Genomic DNA, 18,101 nt, shown 5'->3' on the forward strand with positions numbered 1-18,101 from the left:
ACGCCGGAATGCGCCGGCGGGCAGAAAGACACGCATAGGCGGGTTTACGAATCCGCCGCGCGGGAATCAATCGCCGCGATGGGCCGAGCGGCCGGGCGAAATACCGAAAGCGGGCCGGTCCGGCGGCGTGGCAATGGCCAAGATCAGGCCGGCACGTCTGCGGACCAGACATTCGGGGGAACAGAGTCTGTGGATATCGCGGGCCCGTCGGGCCTGACCAGGGGTCAGAGCGCCCGGATCCGCCGAGCAGTCGGCGATATTGGATACGACTCCGTGTTCGGTGATGACATCGATACCCGGTTCAGGGACTTCCGCCGTTTCCGGCGCCGATGTGTACCCGATCCTCACCGTTACCTCCTGCACTCGTCGAGCTGGAGCAAACAGTTTCCCGGCCGCCGGTGCTCCGCCGGCCGGTCTAGCTGATGTCGCCTGGGGCGAGCGGTGGAGCAGTGTGAAAATCTCCGAACGCCGCCCATTCTACGCGTACTGCGTTCTTCCTAGAATCTCGAATAATCCCAGTTCGGCATATACATGGTTAATTCCCGCGTGCGGATATGTGCACGTGTTTCAGCCCGCGCGCACCGCGTGGAGCACCTCTTGATGTAGCGAATCCGCGCGTGCAGTGATTTCCGAAATCCGGCCCAGTACCTCGGTGAATGCCGTGGTTAGCTCGGCCGGAAGCGAACCCAGATTGATCTCGATATTCAGTTGTGAGGTCACCGCGGCAGCCCGCGCGGCCGCACCGGCGGCACCGATATCGGTGACTACATTCGTGTTTCCGATCGGCAGCAGTTCGGTTGCCAGGGTCAGGATCCCGTCGGCCTCGTCCACCACGGCCGCCGGCACCCGGGCGGCCTCCAGCAGGGCGGCCTCGATCGCGGCGCCCCGGGCGGCGGATTCGCTGTCGGTGTCCTTGGGTAGCTTGTAGGCCGCGCCCACCGCGGTGAAGGCGGCGGCGTCGGCATCGGCCAGGGCGAGTGCGCGTTCGCGGGCCGCGTCGGCGGATTCGATGATCCGGTCGATGACCGGCCGGTGCTCGGCATCCTTGGCGCGCGTGGTGTATCGCGCCACCATGGCCACCAGGGCGGCGCCCTGGGCCGCGTGTAGTGCCGCGACCGCGCCGCCGCCCGGTGCGGGCACCTTCGCCGCGAGTTCGCCCAGGTAGTCGCCGATCGGGGAACCGCCGAAACCGGTGGCGGTGGACTGGGGCGACTGGGTGGGCTGCGACACGATCAGGCCTTTCTCGACACGATAGCTCGAAGTTAGCTGCACTGCGCACGGTGTAACTGCCCTCAACCTACCGCGTCCCCCGGCGTGGCCGGTGCCGGGCCACCCCGTAGCCGGGTTTATGTTGAGGGCATGCGGATCGGATTGAGTATCAATTATTCGGGCGGCTTCACCGAGGCCGCGGCCGAAGTGGCCGATTTGGAACGGGCCGGCCTGGACATCGTGTTCGTTCCCGAGGCGTACTCGTTCGACGCGGTGAGCGCCCTGGGCTACCTGGCGGCCAAGACCTCCCGCCTGCAGCTGGCCTCGGGAATCATGCAGCTCTACACCCGGACCCCCACGCTGACCGCGATGACCGCGGCCGGACTGGATTTCGTCTCCGACGGCCGCTTCGTGCTGGGGCTGGGCGCCTCGGGCCCGCAGGTCATCGAAGGCTTCCACGGGGTCCCCTACGACGCGCCGATCGGGCGGACCCGCGAACTCGTGGAGATCTGCCGCAAGGTGTGGCGGCGGGAACGGCTCACCTACCAGGGCAAGTACTACCAGATCCCGCTCCCCGAAGGGGCGGGCACCGGGCTCGGCAAACCACTCAAGCTGATCAACCATCCCGTGCGCGAACGGATCCCGGTCCTGCTCGCCGCGCTCGGCCCGAAGAACGTCGCCCTGGCCGCGGAGATCGCCGAAGGCTGGCAGCCGATCTTCTTCCTGCCCGAACGCGCCGACGCGGTCTTCGGTGAGGCGCTGCGTACCGGTAAGGAGCGGCGCGACCCCGAACTCGGACCGCTCGACGTCTACGCCGGTCCCGCCCTGGCCATCGGGGAGAATGTCGAACCACTGCTGGAGTTCGTCAAACCCATGCTCGCGCTCTACATCGGCGGAATGGGCGCCAAGGGGAAGAACTTCTACCACACCCTCGCCACGAAGTACGGCTACGGTGCCGAAGCCGACCGGATCCAGGAGCTGTACCTGGAGGGGAAGAAGGACGAGGCGACCCGGGTGGTCCCCGACCAGCTGGTCCGGGACGTCTCGCTCATCGGCCCGGCGGGATATGTGAAGGAACGGATCGCCGCCTTCGCCGAAGCGGGCGTCACCGTGCTCAATGTCGCGCCGCTGGCGGCGACCCCGGCCGATCGGGTCGCGCTGATCGAACAGTTGCGCACGCTCTGCGACTGACTCAGGAGGCCGGACAGCGCTCGCACCGGGGGATACGGGGCGAGCGCGGCCGGACCCAGGGTCCTAGCGGCGGTCCCGGAATCTCCGGGACCGCCCGGTTCGGTGAGCCCGCGGGTTTCAGTCGCTCCGGAAGCCGGCCAGCGCGTCGTCCAGGGTGGAATGCAAGTCGAAAACCTGGTCCAGTGCCGTCATCTTGAGCTGGCGGCTGGTGGCCGGGCCCTCCGCGACCAGCGCGATCGTGGTCTTGTCGCCGGCGCGCTGATGTGCGGCGACCAGTGCGGCCATCCCGGCCGAGGCCAGGAAGCTCACGGCGGCCAGATCGACGACCAGCTGGGCCGGTCCCGCGTCGAGTGCCGCGTCGATCGCGGTCTCCAGGGCGGGGGCCGTGGCGAGATCGACCTCCCCGGTAACCGTGAGCACGGTGACGCCGTCGTGGTCGGCGACCGAAGTCGTCATCGTATCCGTGAGTGGGTTCGCGTCTGGAGAAGAGTTCGTCACATCGTCATAATCTGCCATGAGCCTCTCGATCTCGCTGCATCGAGCCCCCGCGGGACCGGTTGTTCGTCCCGCGCAGGGCGCTGGCCACCGGGAACGTGATTGCCGGCAGGGTCACCGACATCCGCACCCGCGTGCCGGGGCCCGGATGGTCGATTTCGAGTTCCTCGGTGAGTGCCCGCATCATATCGATTCCGCGGCCGCGTGGCCCCGGATCGGCCGGCCGGGGCCGCCAGGTTCCGGTATCCGTTGTTTCGATGACCACCCGGTCGCCGTCGCATTCGGCGGTGAGCATCACCCGTTCCGTCTCCGTGGCGCCTTCGTGATAGGCGTGTTCGATACTGTTGCTGCACGCTTCGTTGGTCGCCGCGACCAGATCGGCGGTCAGATTGTGCGGTACCCCCGCGGCGGACAGCCACGCCGTCAGGGTGCGGCGCAGCATGGTCAGACGGTCCGGCCGGGCCGGTAGGTCCAGCCGGAGCGGTTCGGGTGGCTGCCGATAAACCACCATGGCGATATCGTCGTCGTATCCGCCGTCCGGGCGCAAGGCCGACAGCACCGAATCGGCGACCTCGCGCGGTAGCTTCGCCGCGGTATCGGCCAGGGTCGCGCTGATTTTCGCGAAACCCTCGTCGATATCCTCGCCGCGGCGCTCCACCAGCCCGTCGGTGAACAACACCAGGGTCGAACCCGGCGGCAGCGGTGTGGTGGCTTCCGGGCGGCGGGTGGTCTCGAACGTTGCCAGCGGAACCGACCGGCCGCCCTCGAGCAGCCGGCCGGTGTGATCCACATCGGCCAGGATGGGCGGCATATGGCCGGCATTGCTGTAGCGGACCAGTCCGCGCACCGGATCCAGGACCGCCGCACAGACGGTGGTGCAGAGGGCGCCCGGTATGCGGGCCGCCACCGGGTCGAGTTCGGAGAGCAGCTGCGCCGGTCCGGCGCCGCGCAGCAACAACGCGCGGGCCGCTGTCCGCAACTGACCCATCACCACCGCCGCGGACAGGCCACGACCCACACAGTCGCCGACCACGACGCCGATGGTTCCGTCCGGTAGCGGTACCACGTCGTACCAGTCGCCGCCGATCTCGAGCGGAGGCAGCGCCGGTTCGTAGTGCACCGAGAAACGGGGCGGGAGTTCGATCGGTCCCAGCATCGCCCGCTGCAGGGTCAGCGAGGTGGAGCGGGCCTGGTCGAAGTTGCGGGCCCGCTGTACGGCCAGGCTCAGATGGCCGATGAGCAGCGAGAAAAGCGTCCAATCGGCCGCGTCGACCACCCGGGGTACGGCGAAGCGCAACCATAGCGCGGCGTCACCCGTTTCGCCCAGCGGGGCCACGATCCCCTCGGCACTGCCCGCGCTCTCGGGGACGGCGATGAGAGTGCGGCCGGGGCGTACGCGGGCACGTTTGAGTATCGCCTCGGTGGCGGGTTCGAGGCCGGTGGACTCCGATGATCCGGTGGGCGGGGTCCCGGAGACGTACACCTCCGGCGCCGCGTGGCCGGCCCATACGGCCACCACAGCGGTCTCCGCGCCGACCGTGCGCCGCAACTCGTCCAGGCCGACTTCGAGCACCTCCGCTACGGTGGTCGCCGCGGCCAGTGCCGTGGCCAGCCGATTAGCGGCCTGGTCGCGGGCCTGTGCGTCGTGCTCGGCGGTGACATCGCGGACGGTGCCGACGAAGATATGTTCCTCGCCGTCCGGTTTCACCAGGGCACTGGTACTCACCCCGATCCAGCGGCGCCGGCCGTCCCGGTGCTGGATCGGAACGACGAAACGCGAAGCCTCGGTACCCAGATCGGGGTAGCGCGGGCCCTCCGGGATAGACCAGGGGTGCGGTATCGGATAGGGGACGCCGGTCGCCCCGTACCCGGTGAGCTCGCCGAACGCCTTGTTGACTTCGATCAGCGTGCCGCGGGCGTCGGCGACGAAGAATCCGTCCTGCAGCGATTCCACCAGGGCGGTGCGGAATTCGTCGCGACCGGCGAGATCGTCGGCACGGGACCGCTGCTGTTCGTAGCGGCGGGTGCCGTCGAGGTAGCCGCGGGTTGCCACGTCGAGGGTGATCAGCGTTTGCAAGAGGAATTCGAGCGCGTTCTCGGCCAGCGGGTTATCCGGGCGGGCGGAGACGGCCGCGGACTCCGGTTCGCCCGCTTCGAGCTGTACCTGTTTGGCGACGCGGAAGTGGTGCTCGGTGAGATCGAGCAGGCTGATTCCCTGCACCAGCGCCCGGCGGCCGAGCTCATGGGCCTCGGCCAGCCCGTCGCGTTCGGGGGCTGCGAGGTGGCGGCGCAGTGCGTCGGCGTAGGCGTCCAGGAACGCCGTCAGTATCTCGCTCATCGTCTGCCCCGCGGGGTCACGACGCTTCTCGCTCGTGGGCGACTCCGTTCGAAACACCACGTACCCGGGCGGCGAGCACCAGCGCGTCGTCGCTGTCCTTGGCGTGCCGGTCCACCAGTTCCCGGGCGATTTCCGCCGTCGATTTCGCCAGGTCGATCCCCGCGTCCGGCTCAACCGCCACACCGTCGGTGGACATGAGCAGCAGATCACCCGGCCGCACGGGGACGGTCTGCGGCTGGAGCGTGGGGGGCAGGCGATACCCGACGATGCCGCCGCTCTGCAATACGGTGGCGCTGACCTGCGGCCCGGTGGGCCCCGCGGTGAGCACCTGCGAGTCGACATTCCCGACTCCGAGCCACTGCGCCTCTTGGTCGCCGAACAGGGCCAGCGTCACGGCGGCACCCCGAGTATCCGACATCGCCCGATGGCACAGCACCATCAGCACATCCAAGGGTTCGGCGCGATTCTCGGCGAGCACCCGGGTGGCGCGGTCCACCGCCGCCGCGGCGGCGGCGCCGTGGCCGAGACCGTCGAGTACCGCGAAAAGTACGGTGCCGGTACCGGTGTCCAGGACAACGCAGCGATCCCCGGAGACATCCTGACCGGGGAGGGCGCGACCGGCCATTGCCCATTCGATCCGGCCGATGAACCCGTCCTCATGCACCGTGGGGTACCCACTTCCACATTTCCACCAGGGTGCCCTGGCCGGGTCCGGATTCGATGGCCATACCGTCCATGAGACGTTTGGCGCCGGGCAGGCCCAAGCCCAGACCCAGGCCGGTGGAATAACCGTCTTCCATGGCACGGGCGATATCGATGATGCCCGGCCCCTGATCCTTGGCCTGAACTACGAGAGCGCGACGTCCGTCGCGCTCGTCCACGTGCAGCCGGATCTCGCCGCTGCCGGCGTAGCTGGTGATATTCCGCGCGACCTCGGAGATCGCGGTGGAAATCATGGTCCGATCGGTGAGCGTGAAGCCGAGCTCCTCGGCCAGCTCCCGCCCGGCCTGACGTGCGGTCACGATGTCGTTCGACATCTTCACCGCGATTACCACCCGATCAGCGGCCACTGTCACGACCATCTCGGTGCTGGTGCCGGGCCGAAGCCTTCCGGTTCAGCCAAGCCAAGCCCTCCTCGAGGTCCAGTGCGGTGTGCATATCCTCGAAGGTGAGGCCGAGTTGCACCATAGCGAATGCGACCTCGGGCTGCAGGCCGACGATCACCGTCTCGGCGCCCCGCAGCTGCGTCATATGCGCGATTGTGCGCAGGGATCTGGCGGCAAAGGAATCCATCACGTCGATGGCCGTCACGTCGACGATGATGCCCTGCGCGCGATACTTGCTGACCTGGTTCATCAGGTCGTCCTGCAGGCGCTCGGTATCGGCATCGGTCAGCGCGGACTGCACGGACGCGATCAGATATGTGCCCTGCTTGAGGATAGGTACTGGCATAACGATTCCGTCAGCGCGAATCGCGTTCGCTGCGCTCGGTCACTCTGGACACTTCATAGCCCAGTAACCGTTCCGCTTCTTCGATACCGCCCTGCAGATCGCCGACCGCGTTCATCTTCGACAGATCGAGTCCGATGGTCACCAGTGTCAGCGCGATCTCCGAGGACAGGCCGGTCATGATGACGCTGGCACCCATCAGCCCGGAGGCGTCCACGGTCTGCACCAGGTGGTTGGCGACCGTGGAGTCGATATCGGGCACACCGGTGATATCGATGACGACCACCTTGGCTCGGTTGTTCCGGATCGCGCGTAGCAGCTGTTCGGTGAGCTGCCGGGCGCGCTGGCTGTCGAGCACGCCGATTATCGGCAGGATCAGCAGCTGTTCGCGCACCTGGAGAACCGGGGTGGACAGCTCGCGGATGGCTTCCTGCTGCTGCCGGATGACGCGCTCGCGCTCCTGGACGAAGGAAACGCCCACGGTGTTCGCGATCCGGTTCGCGGCTGGTTCGTAGGCGTCGAGGACGGCATTGAGCAGTTCGAAATTCGACTGGTACTTCTCGAACAGCGAGCGGGCCAGCACATCGCGCAGCAGCAGCACCATGCCGAGAACCTCGTCGGTTTCGACTCCTCGCGGAATGATGCGCTCGGACAGATCGCGGGCATAGGCCTGCAGCGCTTCGACGCTACCGGTCTCGAGCACCTCGACGTAGTTGTCGTACACCGACGTGGCCTCGGAGAAGACCTCTTCGGGAGTCATGGCGGTGAGCAGCCGGGCTTCGGTTATTCGCCGCGCCCACTCCTCCCGCAGAGCGGTTCGGTTCTGGCGGAGGTGCTCGACGAGCTGCGGGAGCAGCTTGTCGACCGATACCTCGGCCAATGAGTCCGCCGAAAGGCCCATGGACACCTCGGACATGTAACTTGTGCCCCTTTCGACGGCGGTCCGGTACATCGTAGTGACTTCGGCGGTCGTGCCGATACCGAGCCTAGTCATACCCCTGCGGATATGCCGGTGAAACCTTCCGGTTCGGTTTATCCGGTGGTTGTGACCGGTTCCGCGTTCTGCGTGGTGAAACCCTGCTCCAATCCGGCCAGTGCGCGGTCGAGATAGACGGTCAGATCGGCGTCGGCGCGGGCGAGCCAGGCGTCGAACGCGGCCCGGGCGGCGGCGAGGGTGGTCCGGCCGACGGCCATCGGGATCAGCGACTCCGCGGGCTCACCCAGCCGTGCCGCCGCGAATTCGCCTACCGCCCGTTCCCAGGCGTCGTAGTGGGCACCGGCGGTGGCGGCCAGTGCGGGGACATCGGCCACCAGTTTCATCCGGGTGCGCAATTCGGGGACGTCCTCGGCGCGATAGCGGTTGGCATTGACCACCACGCGCCGGACCGCCGCCATCATCGGCTCGCCGGGCGGAACGGCGGCGAAGGCGGCGCGTAACCCGGTGACCTCGTCGTCGAACGAGTACCACAGCACCTCGGCCTTGCCGGGGAAGTACCGGAAGAAGGTCCGGCCACTGATTCCGGCGGCAGCCGCGATCTGCTCGACAGTGGTTTCCTCGAACCCCTGCTCGCTGAACAGTCGCATGGCGATCAGTTCGAGCTCTCGTTTGGTGGTGCCGCGGGGCCGCCCCCGCGGATGCTGTGCCGTCACAGGAAGATTCTGAACGTAGCGGCCGCGTAATCCAAGGTGGCCCGCGGGCCGGACGTGCCCGGCGGCCACGCCGGGGGTCCGAGTTCCGGCGGTCGACTCCCCGTGGGGGCGCCCCCGGAGCACGGCCCTATTGATTTTGTCAGTGAGTGACGTTAATGTCTGCCGCATGATGGTGGCGGACCTCACATGGCCGGAGGCAGGTGACCTCGGTAACGCCGGCGCCCTGCTGGCGGTGCCGGTGGGGTCGACCGAGCAGCACGGCCCCCACCTGCCGGTATCCACCGATACCGATCTGGCCGTCGCGCTGTGCGCCGGTCTGGCCGATCGCTGCCCGGATGTTCTCGTCGCCCCGCCCGTCGCGTACGGCGCCAGTGGGGAGCACAGTGGTTTCCCCGGAACGCTCTCGATCGGCCAGGCGGCGCTGGAGCTGCTGATCGTCGAACTGTGCCGGTCGGCCACCGACACCTTCGAGCGGATCGTGCTGGTCAACGGTCACGGCGGCAATGTGGAACCACTGCGGCGGGCGGTGGCCCTCTTGCGCAGTGAATCCCGCGATGTCCGGCTGTTCCTGCCGCGCTACTCCGGCGACGCTCATGCCGGCCGCACCGAAACCTCGCTGCAGCTGACACTGTCGCCGGATCGCGTGCGTTCCGAGCGTGCCCGGCCGGGCGATACCCGCCCGCTGGCCGAGGTGCTGCCGCAGTTGCGGGCCGGTGGGGTCGCGGCGGTCAGCGCCAACGGAGTTCTCGGCGACCCCACCGGCGCCACCGCCGCCGAGGGCGAGCGGTTACTCGCCCGGCTCGTCTCCCAATTGTTCGAACAGGTCCGGCAATGGTGGCCGGAACCAGTGGAAAGGATCCGACCATGAACCCGTGGTTCGAAACCGTCGCCGAGGCGCACCGCCGGGCCAAGAAGCGGCTGCCGAAATCGGTGTACGGCGCCCTCGTCGCCGGCTCCGAGCGCGGCCAGACCATCGACGACAACCAGGCGGCGTTCGCCGAGCTCGGTTTCGCCCCGCATGTCGCCGGCCCGATCGGTGACCGTGACCAGTCCACGACGGTGCTGGGGCAGCAGATCTCCATGCCGGTGATCATCTCGCCGACCGGTGTCCAGGCCGTCCACCCGGACGGTGAGGTCGCGGTCGCGCGGGCCGCCGCCGCGCGGGGCACCGCGATGGGCCTGTCGTCGTTCGCGAGCAAATCCGTCGAGGAGGTCACCGCCGCCAATCCCACGACGTTCTTCCAGCTCTACTGGTGCGGTAGCAAGGACGATATCTCCGCGCGGATGGCGCGGGCGAAGGCGGCGGGCGCGCTGGGGCTCATCCTCACGCTCGACTGGTCGTTCTCGCACGGCCGGGACTGGGGTTCGCCGGTGATCCCGGAGAAACTGGATCTGCGCACGATGGCGGGCTTCGCCCCGCAGGTGATGACCAAACCGCGCTGGCTCACCCGCTATCTGCGGTCGGGCACGCTCCCCGACCTCACCGCTCCCAATATGGCACTCGGCGACGCCCCCGCACCCGGATTCTTCGGTGCCTACGGCGAATGGATGGGCACCACCGCACCCGACTGGGCCGATGTCGCCTGGGTGGTCGAGCAGTGGGACGGCCCGGTGATGCTCAAGGGCGTCATGCGGGTGGACGACGCGCGCCGGGCCGTGGATGCCGGGGTCGCCGCCATCTCCGTGTCCAATCACGGCGGTAACAACCTCGACGGCACCCCGGCCTCCATCCGCGCCCTCCCGGTGGTCGCGGACGCGGTGGGTCACGAGATCGAAATCCTGCTCGACGGCGGTATCCGCCGCGGCAGCGATGTGGTGAAGGCCGTGGCGCTCGGTGCGCGGGCGGTCATGATCGGCCGCGCCTACCTGTGGGGCCTGGCGGCGAACGGGCAGGCCGGGGTGGAGAACGTGCTGGACATCCTGCGCGGCGGGATCGATTCGGCGCTGCTCGGGCTGCGCAAGACCTCGATCACCGAACTGGATCGTTCGGACATCGTGGTTCCGGAGGGTTTCGAGCGCCGGCTGGGCGTCGAACCCGGGTCCCAGTTGCGCGTCCCGGAATCGGCCGCCGAAGCGGTATGACTCCGCATCGGTAGTCCCGGCCTGACACTGGATGCGTGAGTATCGGGACGGTGTCATCCAGGGTCGTGTACGAAAATCCGTGGCTGACGGTGCGCGAGGATCGGATCGAGCGCGGGGACGGGTCGCCCGGCCTCTACTCGGTGATCGAGAAACCCGATTTCGCGCTCGTCATCCCGATGGACAACGAGGGCTTCCACCTCGTGGAGCAGTATCGGTATCCAGTGGGGGTTCGCCGACGGTCCGTCGCTGGCCGCGTACCTGCTGCTCGAACTCCGCACCTGAGAAGAAGACGCGGGCGCGCCACCCAGGTTACGATTTAGGTTTGCCTAACTCGGGGTGGTGTGGGGAGTGGTCGCTACGCTCGATCTCCGGTACAGCGGCGTTCGCGGCGGTGCCGTGTTCTACTCGCAACCACCTCCGAAGGAGTGCGATCGGTGACCGCTCCCGAGTTCCGCTATTCAGACCTGCTCCCGATCGGTGCCGACGACACTCCGTACCGTCTGCTCACCACCGAAGGGGTCAGCACCTTCGAATCCGGTGGCCGGACCTTCCTGCAGGTCGACCCCGAGGTGCTGCGGATGCTGACCGCCGAGGCGATGCACGACATCAGCCACTATCTGCGGCCCGCGCATCTGGCGCAGCTGCGCCGGATCATCGATGATCCCGAGGCCAGCGGTAACGACCGGTTCGTCGCCCTCGACTTGCTGAAGAACGTGAACATCTCGGCCGGCGGCATCCTGCCCATGTGCCAGGACACCGGCACCGCGATCGTGATGGGTAAGAAATCCGAGGGCGTGCTCACCGGGGTCGACGACGGCGAATGGATCAGCCGCGGCGTCTTCGACGCGTATACGAAACTCAACCTGCGGTATTCGCAGCTGGCGCCGCTCACCATGTGGGACGAGAAGAACACCGGCTCCAACCTGCCTGCCCAGGTCGAGCTCTACTCCGCGCCGGGCGATCCCGCGCACCCGTCCTACAAGTTCCTCTACATGGCCAAGGGTGGCGGTTCGGCCAACAAGTCCTTCCTGTATCAGGAGACCAAGGCGATTCTGAACCCCACGCGGATGCTGGAGTTCCTGGACGAGAAGATCCGTTCGCTGGGCACCGCGGCCTGCCCGCCGTACCACCTGGCCGTGGTGATCGGCGGCACCAGCGCCGAATTCGCCCTCAAAACAGCCAAATACGCGTCCGCCCACTACCTGGACAACCTGCCCACCGAGGGCTCGATGACCGGTCACGCCTTCCGCGACCTGGAACTCGAACAGGAAGTGTTCAAGCTGACCCAGTCGTTCGGGATCGGCGCCCAGTTCGGCGGCAAATACTTCTGCCACGATGTGCGCGTGGTGCGGCTGCCCCGGCACGGCGCGAGCTGCCCCGTGGCGCTGGCGGTGTCGTGCTCCGCGGACCGGCAGGCGCTGGCCAAGATCACTCCCGAGGGGGTGTTCCTCGAACAGCTCGAGCGCGAACCCGCGCAGTATCTGCCCGAGCAGACCGAGGAGATCCTCGGCGGCGATGTGGTGCAGGTCGACCTGAACCGCCCGATGGACGAGATCCGCGCCGAACTGTCGAAATACCCGGTGAAGACCCGGCTCTCGCTGTCCGGTCCGCTGGTGGTGGCCCGCGATATCGCGCACGCCAAGATCAAGGAGCGGCTGGACGCGGGCGAGGAGATGCCGCAGTACCTGCGCGATATGGCCGTCTACTACGCCGGCCCGGCGAAAACCCCCGATGGTTACGCCTCCGGTTCGTTCGGGCCCACCACCGCGGGCCGGATGGACTCCTACGTCGACCAGTTCCAGGCGGCCGGCGGTTCGTTCGTCATGCTCGCCAAGGGCAACCGGTCCGCGCAGGTGACCCGCGCCTGCAAGGAACACGGCGGTTTCTACCTCGGCTCGATCGGCGGCCCCGCGGCCCGGCTCGCGCTGGACTGCATCAAATCGGTGGAGGTTCTCGAATACCCCGAACTGGGTATGGAAGCGGTCTGGAAGATCGAGGTCGAGGATTTCCCGGCGTTCATCGTGGTGGACGACAAGGGCAACGATTTCTTCGCCGAAACCCAGAAACCGATCGCCCTGCGGGTGCGCACCCGGTCCAAAGAACGCGTCTGAACCCGCCGCGCTGCACCGAGGTTCGCTCAATCCGGTTCGAACAGGTGGTCGTAGCCGATCGCGAAGGAGTTGTCGGCGGGATCGACCACAACCCGGAGCCGGTCGCCGACCTGCGGCCGGGGCGCGACGCTCGGTACCTCACAGTCCGACGTGAACGGGTCGACACCGGGACCGCTGATCCGGACCCGTAGCTCGGCGACATCCGGGGACTCGCCCCCCTGGCGTATCCGGACCGCGGTGATCTCCGCTGTCGCAAGGAGCCCCACGGCCCGGAATCGGCGCTCGGTTCCTCGCCACTCGAAGGTTTGCACGGCAAGCGCCATCCCGATCGGGAAGGTGATGATTCCCGGGCACAGCGCGTCGGCCGGCGAAGCCGTCAACGCGATGACCGGACCGGTCAGAATCAGTCCGGCCGCGATCACATACGTGATCACCCCGGCGACCGGCCCGATGAGTTCGACCTGACTCGGCCCTTTTTCGTCGCTACCGGACACTCCGTACACATTATGTGGGTGGCCGCCACGGCGATGGGCTACGCCGGGGGACCGGATGAGAAAGCTGTGGGCGACCAATGCCTGCCGGGGTGTTGCCCGGTTCACCACACCGGCGATACCCTCATTCCAGTTAGCAGAGGCTAACCTTGGAATGGGCTGGGTGAGGTCGAGCTGTGGATTTGAGTAGGCGCCATGTCTTCAAGGCCGGCCTCGGGTTGGGTGCGGTATTGCTGGTCGCCGGTTGCGGTGACGGATCTTCGCCCGAGGGTACGGAGGGTCCGCCGCAGCGGGGTGGGACGTTGCGGGTCGGTGCAATCGGGAAATCGTCCAAGATCGAGCGGGATCCGCATCAGACCTTGAGCAACGAGAGTGATTTCCTCATCGCCTCCCTGGTCTACGACGCACTGACCGTTCCGGGGGCGGATCCGAATGTGGCGCCGCGGCTGGCCTCGCGGTGGGAAGCTGATGCGCAGCAGCGGAAGTGGACCTTCACGATCGCGGACGGGGCGCGTTTCCACGACGGCCGGCCGGTGACGTCGGACGATGTCGTCTGGTCGCTGCGCCGGTTACGGGAGATCGCCGGCGAAACCAAGGTGCCGGTGCCGTCGGCCGCCGATATCCAGCCCGCCGGCGCCGACGCGGTGATGCTGACCTGCGCGGCCCCGAACAGTCAACTGCCGCTGCTGCTGCGGATGATGACCTTCGTGGTCCCGCAGGGGACCACCGATTTCACCGCGGCGGTCGGGACCGGCCCGTTCCGGCTCGAGTCCTACGACAACGGCAACGCCCGCCTGGTGCGCAACGAGAACTGGTATGGGGAAGCGCCGCTTCTCGACGCCGTCGAGGTGACGCTGTTCGAAAGTCCCGACGCGATGGCCAATGCCATCATGGCCGGCCAGATCGATCTCGCCTCGAGCGTGGGCGCGGTGGCCGGGCGGATGGCGGAAACGCGTGACGAACTCGAGGTGATCCGGCGCCCGGACGATGTCGCGGTGGCGATCGCCATGCGCACCGCCGACGGCCCGTTCGCCGATCCGCGGGTACGCGAAGCGCTGCGTCTCGCGGTGGATCGGGAAGCGATGGTGGCGCAGGTACTTTCCGGGTACGGCACCGTGGCCAACGATATTCTCGGCACCGCCGACCCGGAATACGATACGTCGATCCCGCAGCGGCAGCGCGATCTCGACCGCGCCCGGCAACTGCTCACCGACGCGAAATTCGACACCGCGAAGTCCTATCGCCTGCTGACGAAACAAGAGGCCGTGGGCGAGGTCGAGTCGGCCAAGGTCTTCGCGAGCCAGGCCGCGGAGATCGGGGTGAAGATCGAGGTCGTGGTGCAGGAGGCGAACGCCTTCTACGACGAGACCTGGCTCACGGCGCCGCTGTACACGGTGAACTGGGGCACCAACGATTCGGTGGTGTTCTTCGCCAGCAAGGTGATGTATTCGCGGACCAAATGGAACGAAACCGGCTTTCGCGACGCCGCGTTCGACAAGGCCTACACCGATGCCCTCGCCGCGCCGCCGGGGCCGGAGTTCACCGCGGCCTGCCGGGAGATCCAGCAGATCCAGCACGAGCGCGGCGGTTACCTCGTCTGGGGGATGGCCGACGGGATCGATATCGCCGCCCGCTCCGTGCACGGCCTGCCGACACTGGGCGGATACGGCCGGGTTCAACTCGAACGGGCGTGGTTGTCGCGTTGACCGGATTCGCCGCGGTGCTGGCGCGCCGGATCGGCCTGTTGATCGCCCTGCTCGCGGTGGTGTTCGTGGTCGTCGACCTGCTGCCCGGTAACGCGGCCCGGGCCGTGCTGGGCCGGGATGCGAGTGCCGAGCAGATCGCGGCGAAAGAACGCGAACTGGGGCTGGACCGGCCGCTGCCGGATCGTTTCGGGGAGTGGTTCGGTGGCGTTCTCACCGGCGATTTCGGCACCACGGCGCGCGGGCAGTCGGTCAACGAGATGCTGGCGGCCAAGTTCCCGCAAACGCTGCTGCTGGCCTCGATCGCCATCCTGGTCACCGTGGTCGTAGCGCTGCTACTCGGCGTGTGGTGGGCGGCGCGCCCCACCGGTTTCGCCGCGCGGGCACTGCAACCCGGTTCGGCCTTCGTGATCGCGGTGCCCGAATTCGTCGTCGCGACCCTGCTGGTATTGGTCTTCTCCCTCTGGCTGGACTGGCTGCCCGCGGTGACCTTCACCGACCGGGCCGGCTACCCGGCCGCTCCGGACATGCTGATCCTGCCGGTGCTGGCCCTGGCGATACCACAGGCCGGCTGGAATCTGCGGGTCGTGCGGGGGGCGGTGGCCGATGCCGCGTCCGCGCCGCATGTGGAAAGCGCGATGCTCAACGGCCTTCCGGAACGGGCGGTGCTGGTGCGCCACATCCTGCCGTTCGCGTTGCCGACCATCGCGATGTCGTTCGCGACCTCGGTCGGCACCCTGTTCGGTGGCGCGCTCGTCGTCGAGACGATCTTCAATTATCCGGGAATGGGCGCCATGGTCGCGGGATCGGTAGCCGATCGCGACACCGCCCTGGTCGCGGCCGTTGTCGCCGTGACCGGGGCAACGATCATGGTCATCCTGCTGGTGGCCGATGCCCTGCGGGTCTGGTCGAACCGAGGCCGGGCATGACGATTCCGGCTCTCGACCGCACGCTTCCGGCCGGTCCCGGTCCACTCCGGCTCTGGCTGCCCGCACTGTTCGCCGGCGCCGTGGTCGCTCTCGCGGTTCTCGGCCCGGTGTTCGCACCGCATACCGTCGATCACGCGGTGGGTATCACCTTCGCGGCACCGAGCGGGCAGGCCTGGCTGGGCGGTGACCGGCTCGGGCACGATGTGCTGAGCCAGTTGCTGCACGGCGGCTGGGGACTGTTGCTGGTCGCGCTGATCATCGCGCTCCTGGTGACCGGCTGCGCGGCCGGTCTCGGCTCCGTGGCTGCACTGTATCCGCGGGTGGGGGCGTGGATCGAGCGGGCGGCGGACCTGGGGATGCTGCTGCCGCCGGTGCTGGCAATGCTCCTGTTCATGCTGTCCTGGCCGGAATCCGGTGCGGTGGGGCTGGTCGTGATCTGTGTGGTCGCCGGGACGCCGTATACCGCGCGGGTTTTCGCGGCGGCGGCCGCCGGCGTGGCGGCCGCCGGTTTCATCGAGGCCGCCCGCGGCCGCGGGGAGGGGGCGGCCTACCTCGTGACCCGGGAGCTGCTGCCGAACCTGCGGGAAACGCTGCTCACCCAATTGGGATTGCGGTTCGTGGAGGCGATGTATCTGGTGAGCACCGCGGCGTTTCTGCAGTTGCCGACCACGCTCGGTGACGCCAACTGGGCGGTCATGGTCCGCGAGAATGCCTCCGGAATCCTGCTCAACCCCGCGGCTGTCCTGGCGCCGAGCCTGGCGATCGGCCTGCTCGCGGTCAGTGTGAACAGCGCCGTGGCGGCGTTCGGCCGAGGGAGGCGAACGGTATGACCACAGGTGTTGTGGTCGAGGAACTCTCGGTCCGGGCGCGCTCCGGCACCGAACTGCTGGCGCAGACGTCGATCCAGGTGCCGCCGGGCACCATCACGGCGATCACCGGACCGTCCGGCGCGGGGAAGACAACTCTGCTGCGGGCCGTACTGGGCCATTTGGCCGACGGCACCACGCGGGCACATGGTTCGGTTCATGTCTGCGGACAGGACGTCTTCGCCTTGGAACCCCGGGCGTTACAGGTCTTCCGTCGCGAGCACCTGGCCTATGTCAGCCAGGATCCGGGCGCCGCGCTGAACCCGACGATGCGGATCGGATCGCTGCTGGCCGAGGCGGCGGCGCGCCGGCCCACCCGCGCGGAACAGATCGCGGCGCTCGGCCGGACCGGGCTGCCCGAGCGCGTGCTACGCAGCCGGCCGGGGGAACTGTCCGGAGGTGAGCAACGCCGGGTGGCCCTCGCACTGGCGCTGGCCCGTGGGGCCGGGGTGCTCGTCGTCGACGAGCCGCTGGCCGGTTTGCACGGGCAACTGCGCAACGAGATCGCGGAGCTGCTGCGCACGCTGGCGGCCGACGACAAGGTCGCGGTGCTGGTCTCGGGCCACGACACCTCGGCACTGCATCGACTGGCCGACGAGGTGATCTCCTTGGGCACGGCGCGGGCCACGCTGCGGCCGGCCGCGCTCGCGGAGCATGCGCCGGAGGACAAGGTTGCGTTCCGGGCGACGGGCCTGTCCGCGCGGGCCGGCCGCCGGACCCTGCTGGAATCGGTCGATCTCACCGTCGGCGCCGGGGAGTCGGTGGCGATAGCCGGGCCGTCCGGCGCGGGTAAGACGACGCTCGCCCGGGTGCTTGCGGGCCTGCACACCGCGGCGTCGGGAACCCTCGAGGTGAACGGGCGCACGCTCGGTATCGGCAGTGCACGCTCCCGCCGGGACCGGCGGCGTATCCAGCTCATCCCGCAGAACCCCCTGTCCACGCTCAACCCGAAGCGCACCGTTCTGCAGACTGTGTCGCGCCCGCTGCGGCTGAGCGGAGTGCCGCGTCGTGCGGTGCCCGGCCGGGCCGACGCCCTGATGCGGCAGGTCGAACTGGACCCCGCGCTGCTGCACCGCTATCCGGACGAACTGTCCGGTGGGCAGCGGCAGCGGGTGGCGATCGCCCGGGCTCTGGCCGCCGCGCCCGAGGTCCTGATCTGTGACGAGATCACCTCCGCCCTCGACACCGAGACGGCCGCCGCGATCATGCGGATGGTCGACCGCACGCGCATCGACACCGGTATCGGCGTGCTCGTCATCAGCCACGATATGTCGGTGATTGCCGGCCACTGCCACCGGATGCTCGTCCTCGCCGACGGGGTTGTGGTGGAGGCAGGGACTACCGGCACCGTGCTCGGCGAACCCGGCACATCGCACACTCGCGCCCTGCTCGCCTGACCTGCGTACGTTCCCCGTGCAGCGCAGGCACTGCTCGGCTTGCCAGGGCGGCGATATCGCGGATGGTGCTGCCGGCCTCGTTCGCCGGGTGCCGACGTGGTAGAACCAGTTTCGCCGGTCGCCGCTGATCAGCGACGCACCGGTGCTACGGTCTGCCTGATCTGCGGCATCCCTGGACCGGGAGCAGTTC

General features: G+C 68.2%; 18 protein-coding genes and 1 pseudogene. 9 read left to right on the forward strand and 10 right to left on the reverse strand.

Features of this window, described 5'->3' with window-relative positions; translation table 11 throughout:
* Window positions 1-66 precede the first annotated feature (66 nt).
* Window positions 67-348: a hypothetical protein gene (locus ACIA75_RS15075; protein WP_397104040.1), complete on the reverse strand. Its 282-nt coding sequence runs from the start codon at window positions 346-348 to the stop codon at window positions 67-69.
* A gap of 219 nt (window positions 349-567) precedes the next feature.
* Window positions 568-1,230 carry a cyclodeaminase/cyclohydrolase family protein gene (locus ACIA75_RS15080; protein WP_397105325.1) on the reverse strand — a complete coding sequence of 221 codons (663 nt, stop codon included), beginning with the start codon at window positions 1,228-1,230 and terminating at the stop codon, window positions 568-570.
* A 129-nt stretch (window positions 1,231-1,359) separates the two neighbouring features.
* Here ACIA75_RS15080 and ACIA75_RS15085 point away from each other — a divergent pair, with 129 nt between their 5' ends.
* Entirely contained in the window at window positions 1,360-2,400 is a 1,041-nt protein-coding gene (locus ACIA75_RS15085; RefSeq protein ID WP_397104042.1) for an LLM class F420-dependent oxidoreductase, read from the forward strand.
* Between the two features lie 117 nt (window positions 2,401-2,517).
* Here the strand turns inward: ACIA75_RS15085 and ACIA75_RS15090 are convergent, their stop codons facing one another.
* The 7 genes from ACIA75_RS15090 to mftR all read right to left on the reverse strand — a co-directional run bounded on the left by ACIA75_RS15090 (window position 2,518) and on the right by mftR (window position 8,332).
* Window positions 2,518-2,856, reverse strand: coding sequence for an STAS domain-containing protein (locus ACIA75_RS15090; RefSeq protein ID WP_397104044.1), 339 nt, complete (start codon window positions 2,854-2,856; stop codon window positions 2,518-2,520).
* Between the two features lie 46 nt (window positions 2,857-2,902).
* The gene (locus ACIA75_RS15095; protein WP_397104046.1) at window positions 2,903-5,233 is read right to left on the reverse strand and encodes a SpoIIE family protein phosphatase; all 2,331 of its coding nucleotides are present in this window, start codon (window positions 5,231-5,233) and stop codon (window positions 2,903-2,905) included.
* A gap of 16 nt (window positions 5,234-5,249) precedes the next feature.
* Complete coding sequence (locus ACIA75_RS15100; RefSeq protein WP_397104048.1) at window positions 5,250-5,897, reverse strand: SpoIIE family protein phosphatase; 648 nt, start codon at window positions 5,895-5,897, stop codon at window positions 5,250-5,252.
* Window positions 5,890-6,303, reverse strand: coding sequence for an anti-sigma regulatory factor (locus ACIA75_RS15105; RefSeq protein ID WP_397104050.1), 414 nt, complete (start codon window positions 6,301-6,303; stop codon window positions 5,890-5,892). The genes ACIA75_RS15100 and ACIA75_RS15105 overlap by 8 nt, the downstream gene beginning before the upstream one ends.
* On the reverse strand, window positions 6,293-6,685 hold the full coding sequence (locus tag ACIA75_RS15110; RefSeq protein WP_357231267.1) for an STAS domain-containing protein: 393 nt from the start codon (window positions 6,683-6,685) through the stop codon (window positions 6,293-6,295). The genes ACIA75_RS15105 and ACIA75_RS15110 overlap by 11 nt, the downstream gene beginning before the upstream one ends.
* 10 nt (window positions 6,686-6,695) lie before the next feature.
* Complete coding sequence (locus ACIA75_RS15115; RefSeq protein ID WP_280399396.1) at window positions 6,696-7,598, reverse strand: STAS domain-containing protein; 903 nt, start codon at window positions 7,596-7,598, stop codon at window positions 6,696-6,698.
* A 116-nt stretch (window positions 7,599-7,714) separates the two neighbouring features.
* Window positions 7,715-8,332, reverse strand: a complete 618-nt coding sequence (mftR, locus tag ACIA75_RS15120; RefSeq protein WP_397104053.1) for a mycofactocin system transcriptional regulator — start codon at window positions 8,330-8,332, stop codon at window positions 7,715-7,717.
* 166 nt (window positions 8,333-8,498) lie between these two features.
* Here mftR and mftE point away from each other — a divergent pair, with 166 nt between their 5' ends.
* The 4 genes and pseudogenes from mftE (at window position 8,499) to ACIA75_RS15140 (ending at window position 12,525) form a co-directional block, all read left to right on the forward strand.
* Window positions 8,499-9,200: a mycofactocin biosynthesis peptidyl-dipeptidase MftE gene (gene mftE, locus ACIA75_RS15125; protein WP_397104055.1), complete on the forward strand. Its 702-nt coding sequence runs from the start codon at window positions 8,499-8,501 to the stop codon at window positions 9,198-9,200.
* Window positions 9,197-10,414 carry a pre-mycofactocin synthase MftD gene (gene mftD, locus ACIA75_RS15130; RefSeq protein WP_397104057.1) on the forward strand — a complete coding sequence of 406 codons (1,218 nt, stop codon included), beginning with the start codon at window positions 9,197-9,199 and terminating at the stop codon, window positions 10,412-10,414. The genes mftE and mftD overlap by 4 nt, the downstream gene beginning before the upstream one ends.
* A 35-nt stretch (window positions 10,415-10,449) precedes the next feature.
* Window positions 10,450-10,650 (forward strand): annotated as a pseudogene (locus ACIA75_RS15135) (ADP-ribose pyrophosphatase); the annotation flags it as partial.
* 198 nt (window positions 10,651-10,848) lie between these two features.
* Entirely contained in the window at window positions 10,849-12,525 is a 1,677-nt protein-coding gene (locus tag ACIA75_RS15140) for a fumarate hydratase (RefSeq protein ID WP_397104059.1), read from the forward strand.
* A gap of 26 nt (window positions 12,526-12,551) precedes the next feature.
* On the opposite strand, the gene ACIA75_RS15145 is transcribed toward ACIA75_RS15140, so the two are convergent.
* Window positions 12,552-13,019: a hypothetical protein gene (locus ACIA75_RS15145; RefSeq protein ID WP_397104061.1), complete on the reverse strand. Its 468-nt coding sequence runs from the start codon at window positions 13,017-13,019 to the stop codon at window positions 12,552-12,554.
* A gap of 173 nt (window positions 13,020-13,192) precedes the next feature.
* On the opposite strand from ACIA75_RS15145, the gene ACIA75_RS15150 reads away from it, so the two are divergent.
* The 4 genes from ACIA75_RS15150 to ACIA75_RS15165 are packed head-to-tail and all read left to right on the forward strand — an operon-like array spanning window position 13,193 to window position 17,911.
* Window positions 13,193-14,722 (forward strand): ABC transporter substrate-binding protein, encoded by a 1,530-nt coding sequence (locus ACIA75_RS15150; protein WP_397104063.1) that lies wholly within the window; start codon window positions 13,193-13,195, stop codon window positions 14,720-14,722.
* On the forward strand, window positions 14,707-15,648 hold the full coding sequence (locus ACIA75_RS15155) for an ABC transporter permease (RefSeq protein ID WP_397104065.1): 942 nt from the start codon (window positions 14,707-14,709) through the stop codon (window positions 15,646-15,648). The genes ACIA75_RS15150 and ACIA75_RS15155 overlap by 16 nt, the downstream gene beginning before the upstream one ends.
* Window positions 15,645-16,478 (forward strand): ABC transporter permease subunit, encoded by an 834-nt coding sequence (locus tag ACIA75_RS15160; RefSeq protein WP_397104067.1) that lies wholly within the window; start codon window positions 15,645-15,647, stop codon window positions 16,476-16,478. The genes ACIA75_RS15155 and ACIA75_RS15160 overlap by 4 nt, the downstream gene beginning before the upstream one ends.
* The gene (locus ACIA75_RS15165) at window positions 16,475-17,911 is read left to right on the forward strand and encodes an ABC transporter ATP-binding protein (protein ID WP_397104069.1); all 1,437 of its coding nucleotides are present in this window, start codon (window positions 16,475-16,477) and stop codon (window positions 17,909-17,911) included. The genes ACIA75_RS15160 and ACIA75_RS15165 overlap by 4 nt, the downstream gene beginning before the upstream one ends.
* Window positions 17,912-18,101: the final 190 nt, after the last annotated feature.

The organism is Nocardia sp. NPDC051750 (assembly GCF_044453135.1).
Taxonomy (GTDB): domain Bacteria; phylum Actinomycetota; class Actinomycetes; order Mycobacteriales; family Mycobacteriaceae; genus Nocardia.

Excerpts from the sequence above, each read along its gene's own strand:
- mftE (WP_397104055.1), top strand. The coding sequence starts at position 8,499 with ATGATGGTGGCGGACCTCACATGGCCGGAGGCAGGTGACCTCGGTAAC.
- ACIA75_RS15095 (WP_397104046.1), bottom strand. The coding sequence starts at position 5,233 with ATGAGCGAGATACTGACGGCGTTCCTGGACGCCTACGCCGACGCACTG.
- ACIA75_RS15085 (WP_397104042.1), top strand. The coding sequence starts at position 1,360 with ATGCGGATCGGATTGAGTATCAATTATTCGGGCGGCTTCACCGAGGCC.
- ACIA75_RS15110 (WP_357231267.1), bottom strand. The coding sequence starts at position 6,685 with ATGCCAGTACCTATCCTCAAGCAGGGCACATATCTGATCGCGTCCGTG.
- ACIA75_RS15090 (WP_397104044.1), bottom strand. The coding sequence starts at position 2,856 with ATGACGACTTCGGTCGCCGACCACGACGGCGTCACCGTGCTCACGGTT.
- mftD (WP_397104057.1), top strand. The coding sequence starts at position 9,197 with ATGAACCCGTGGTTCGAAACCGTCGCCGAGGCGCACCGCCGGGCCAAG.
- ACIA75_RS15160 (WP_397104067.1), top strand. The coding sequence starts at position 15,645 with ATGACGATTCCGGCTCTCGACCGCACGCTTCCGGCCGGTCCCGGTCCA.
- ACIA75_RS15165 (WP_397104069.1), top strand. The coding sequence starts at position 16,475 with ATGACCACAGGTGTTGTGGTCGAGGAACTCTCGGTCCGGGCGCGCTCC.
- ACIA75_RS15115 (WP_280399396.1), bottom strand. The coding sequence starts at position 7,598 with ATGTCCGAGGTGTCCATGGGCCTTTCGGCGGACTCATTGGCCGAGGTA.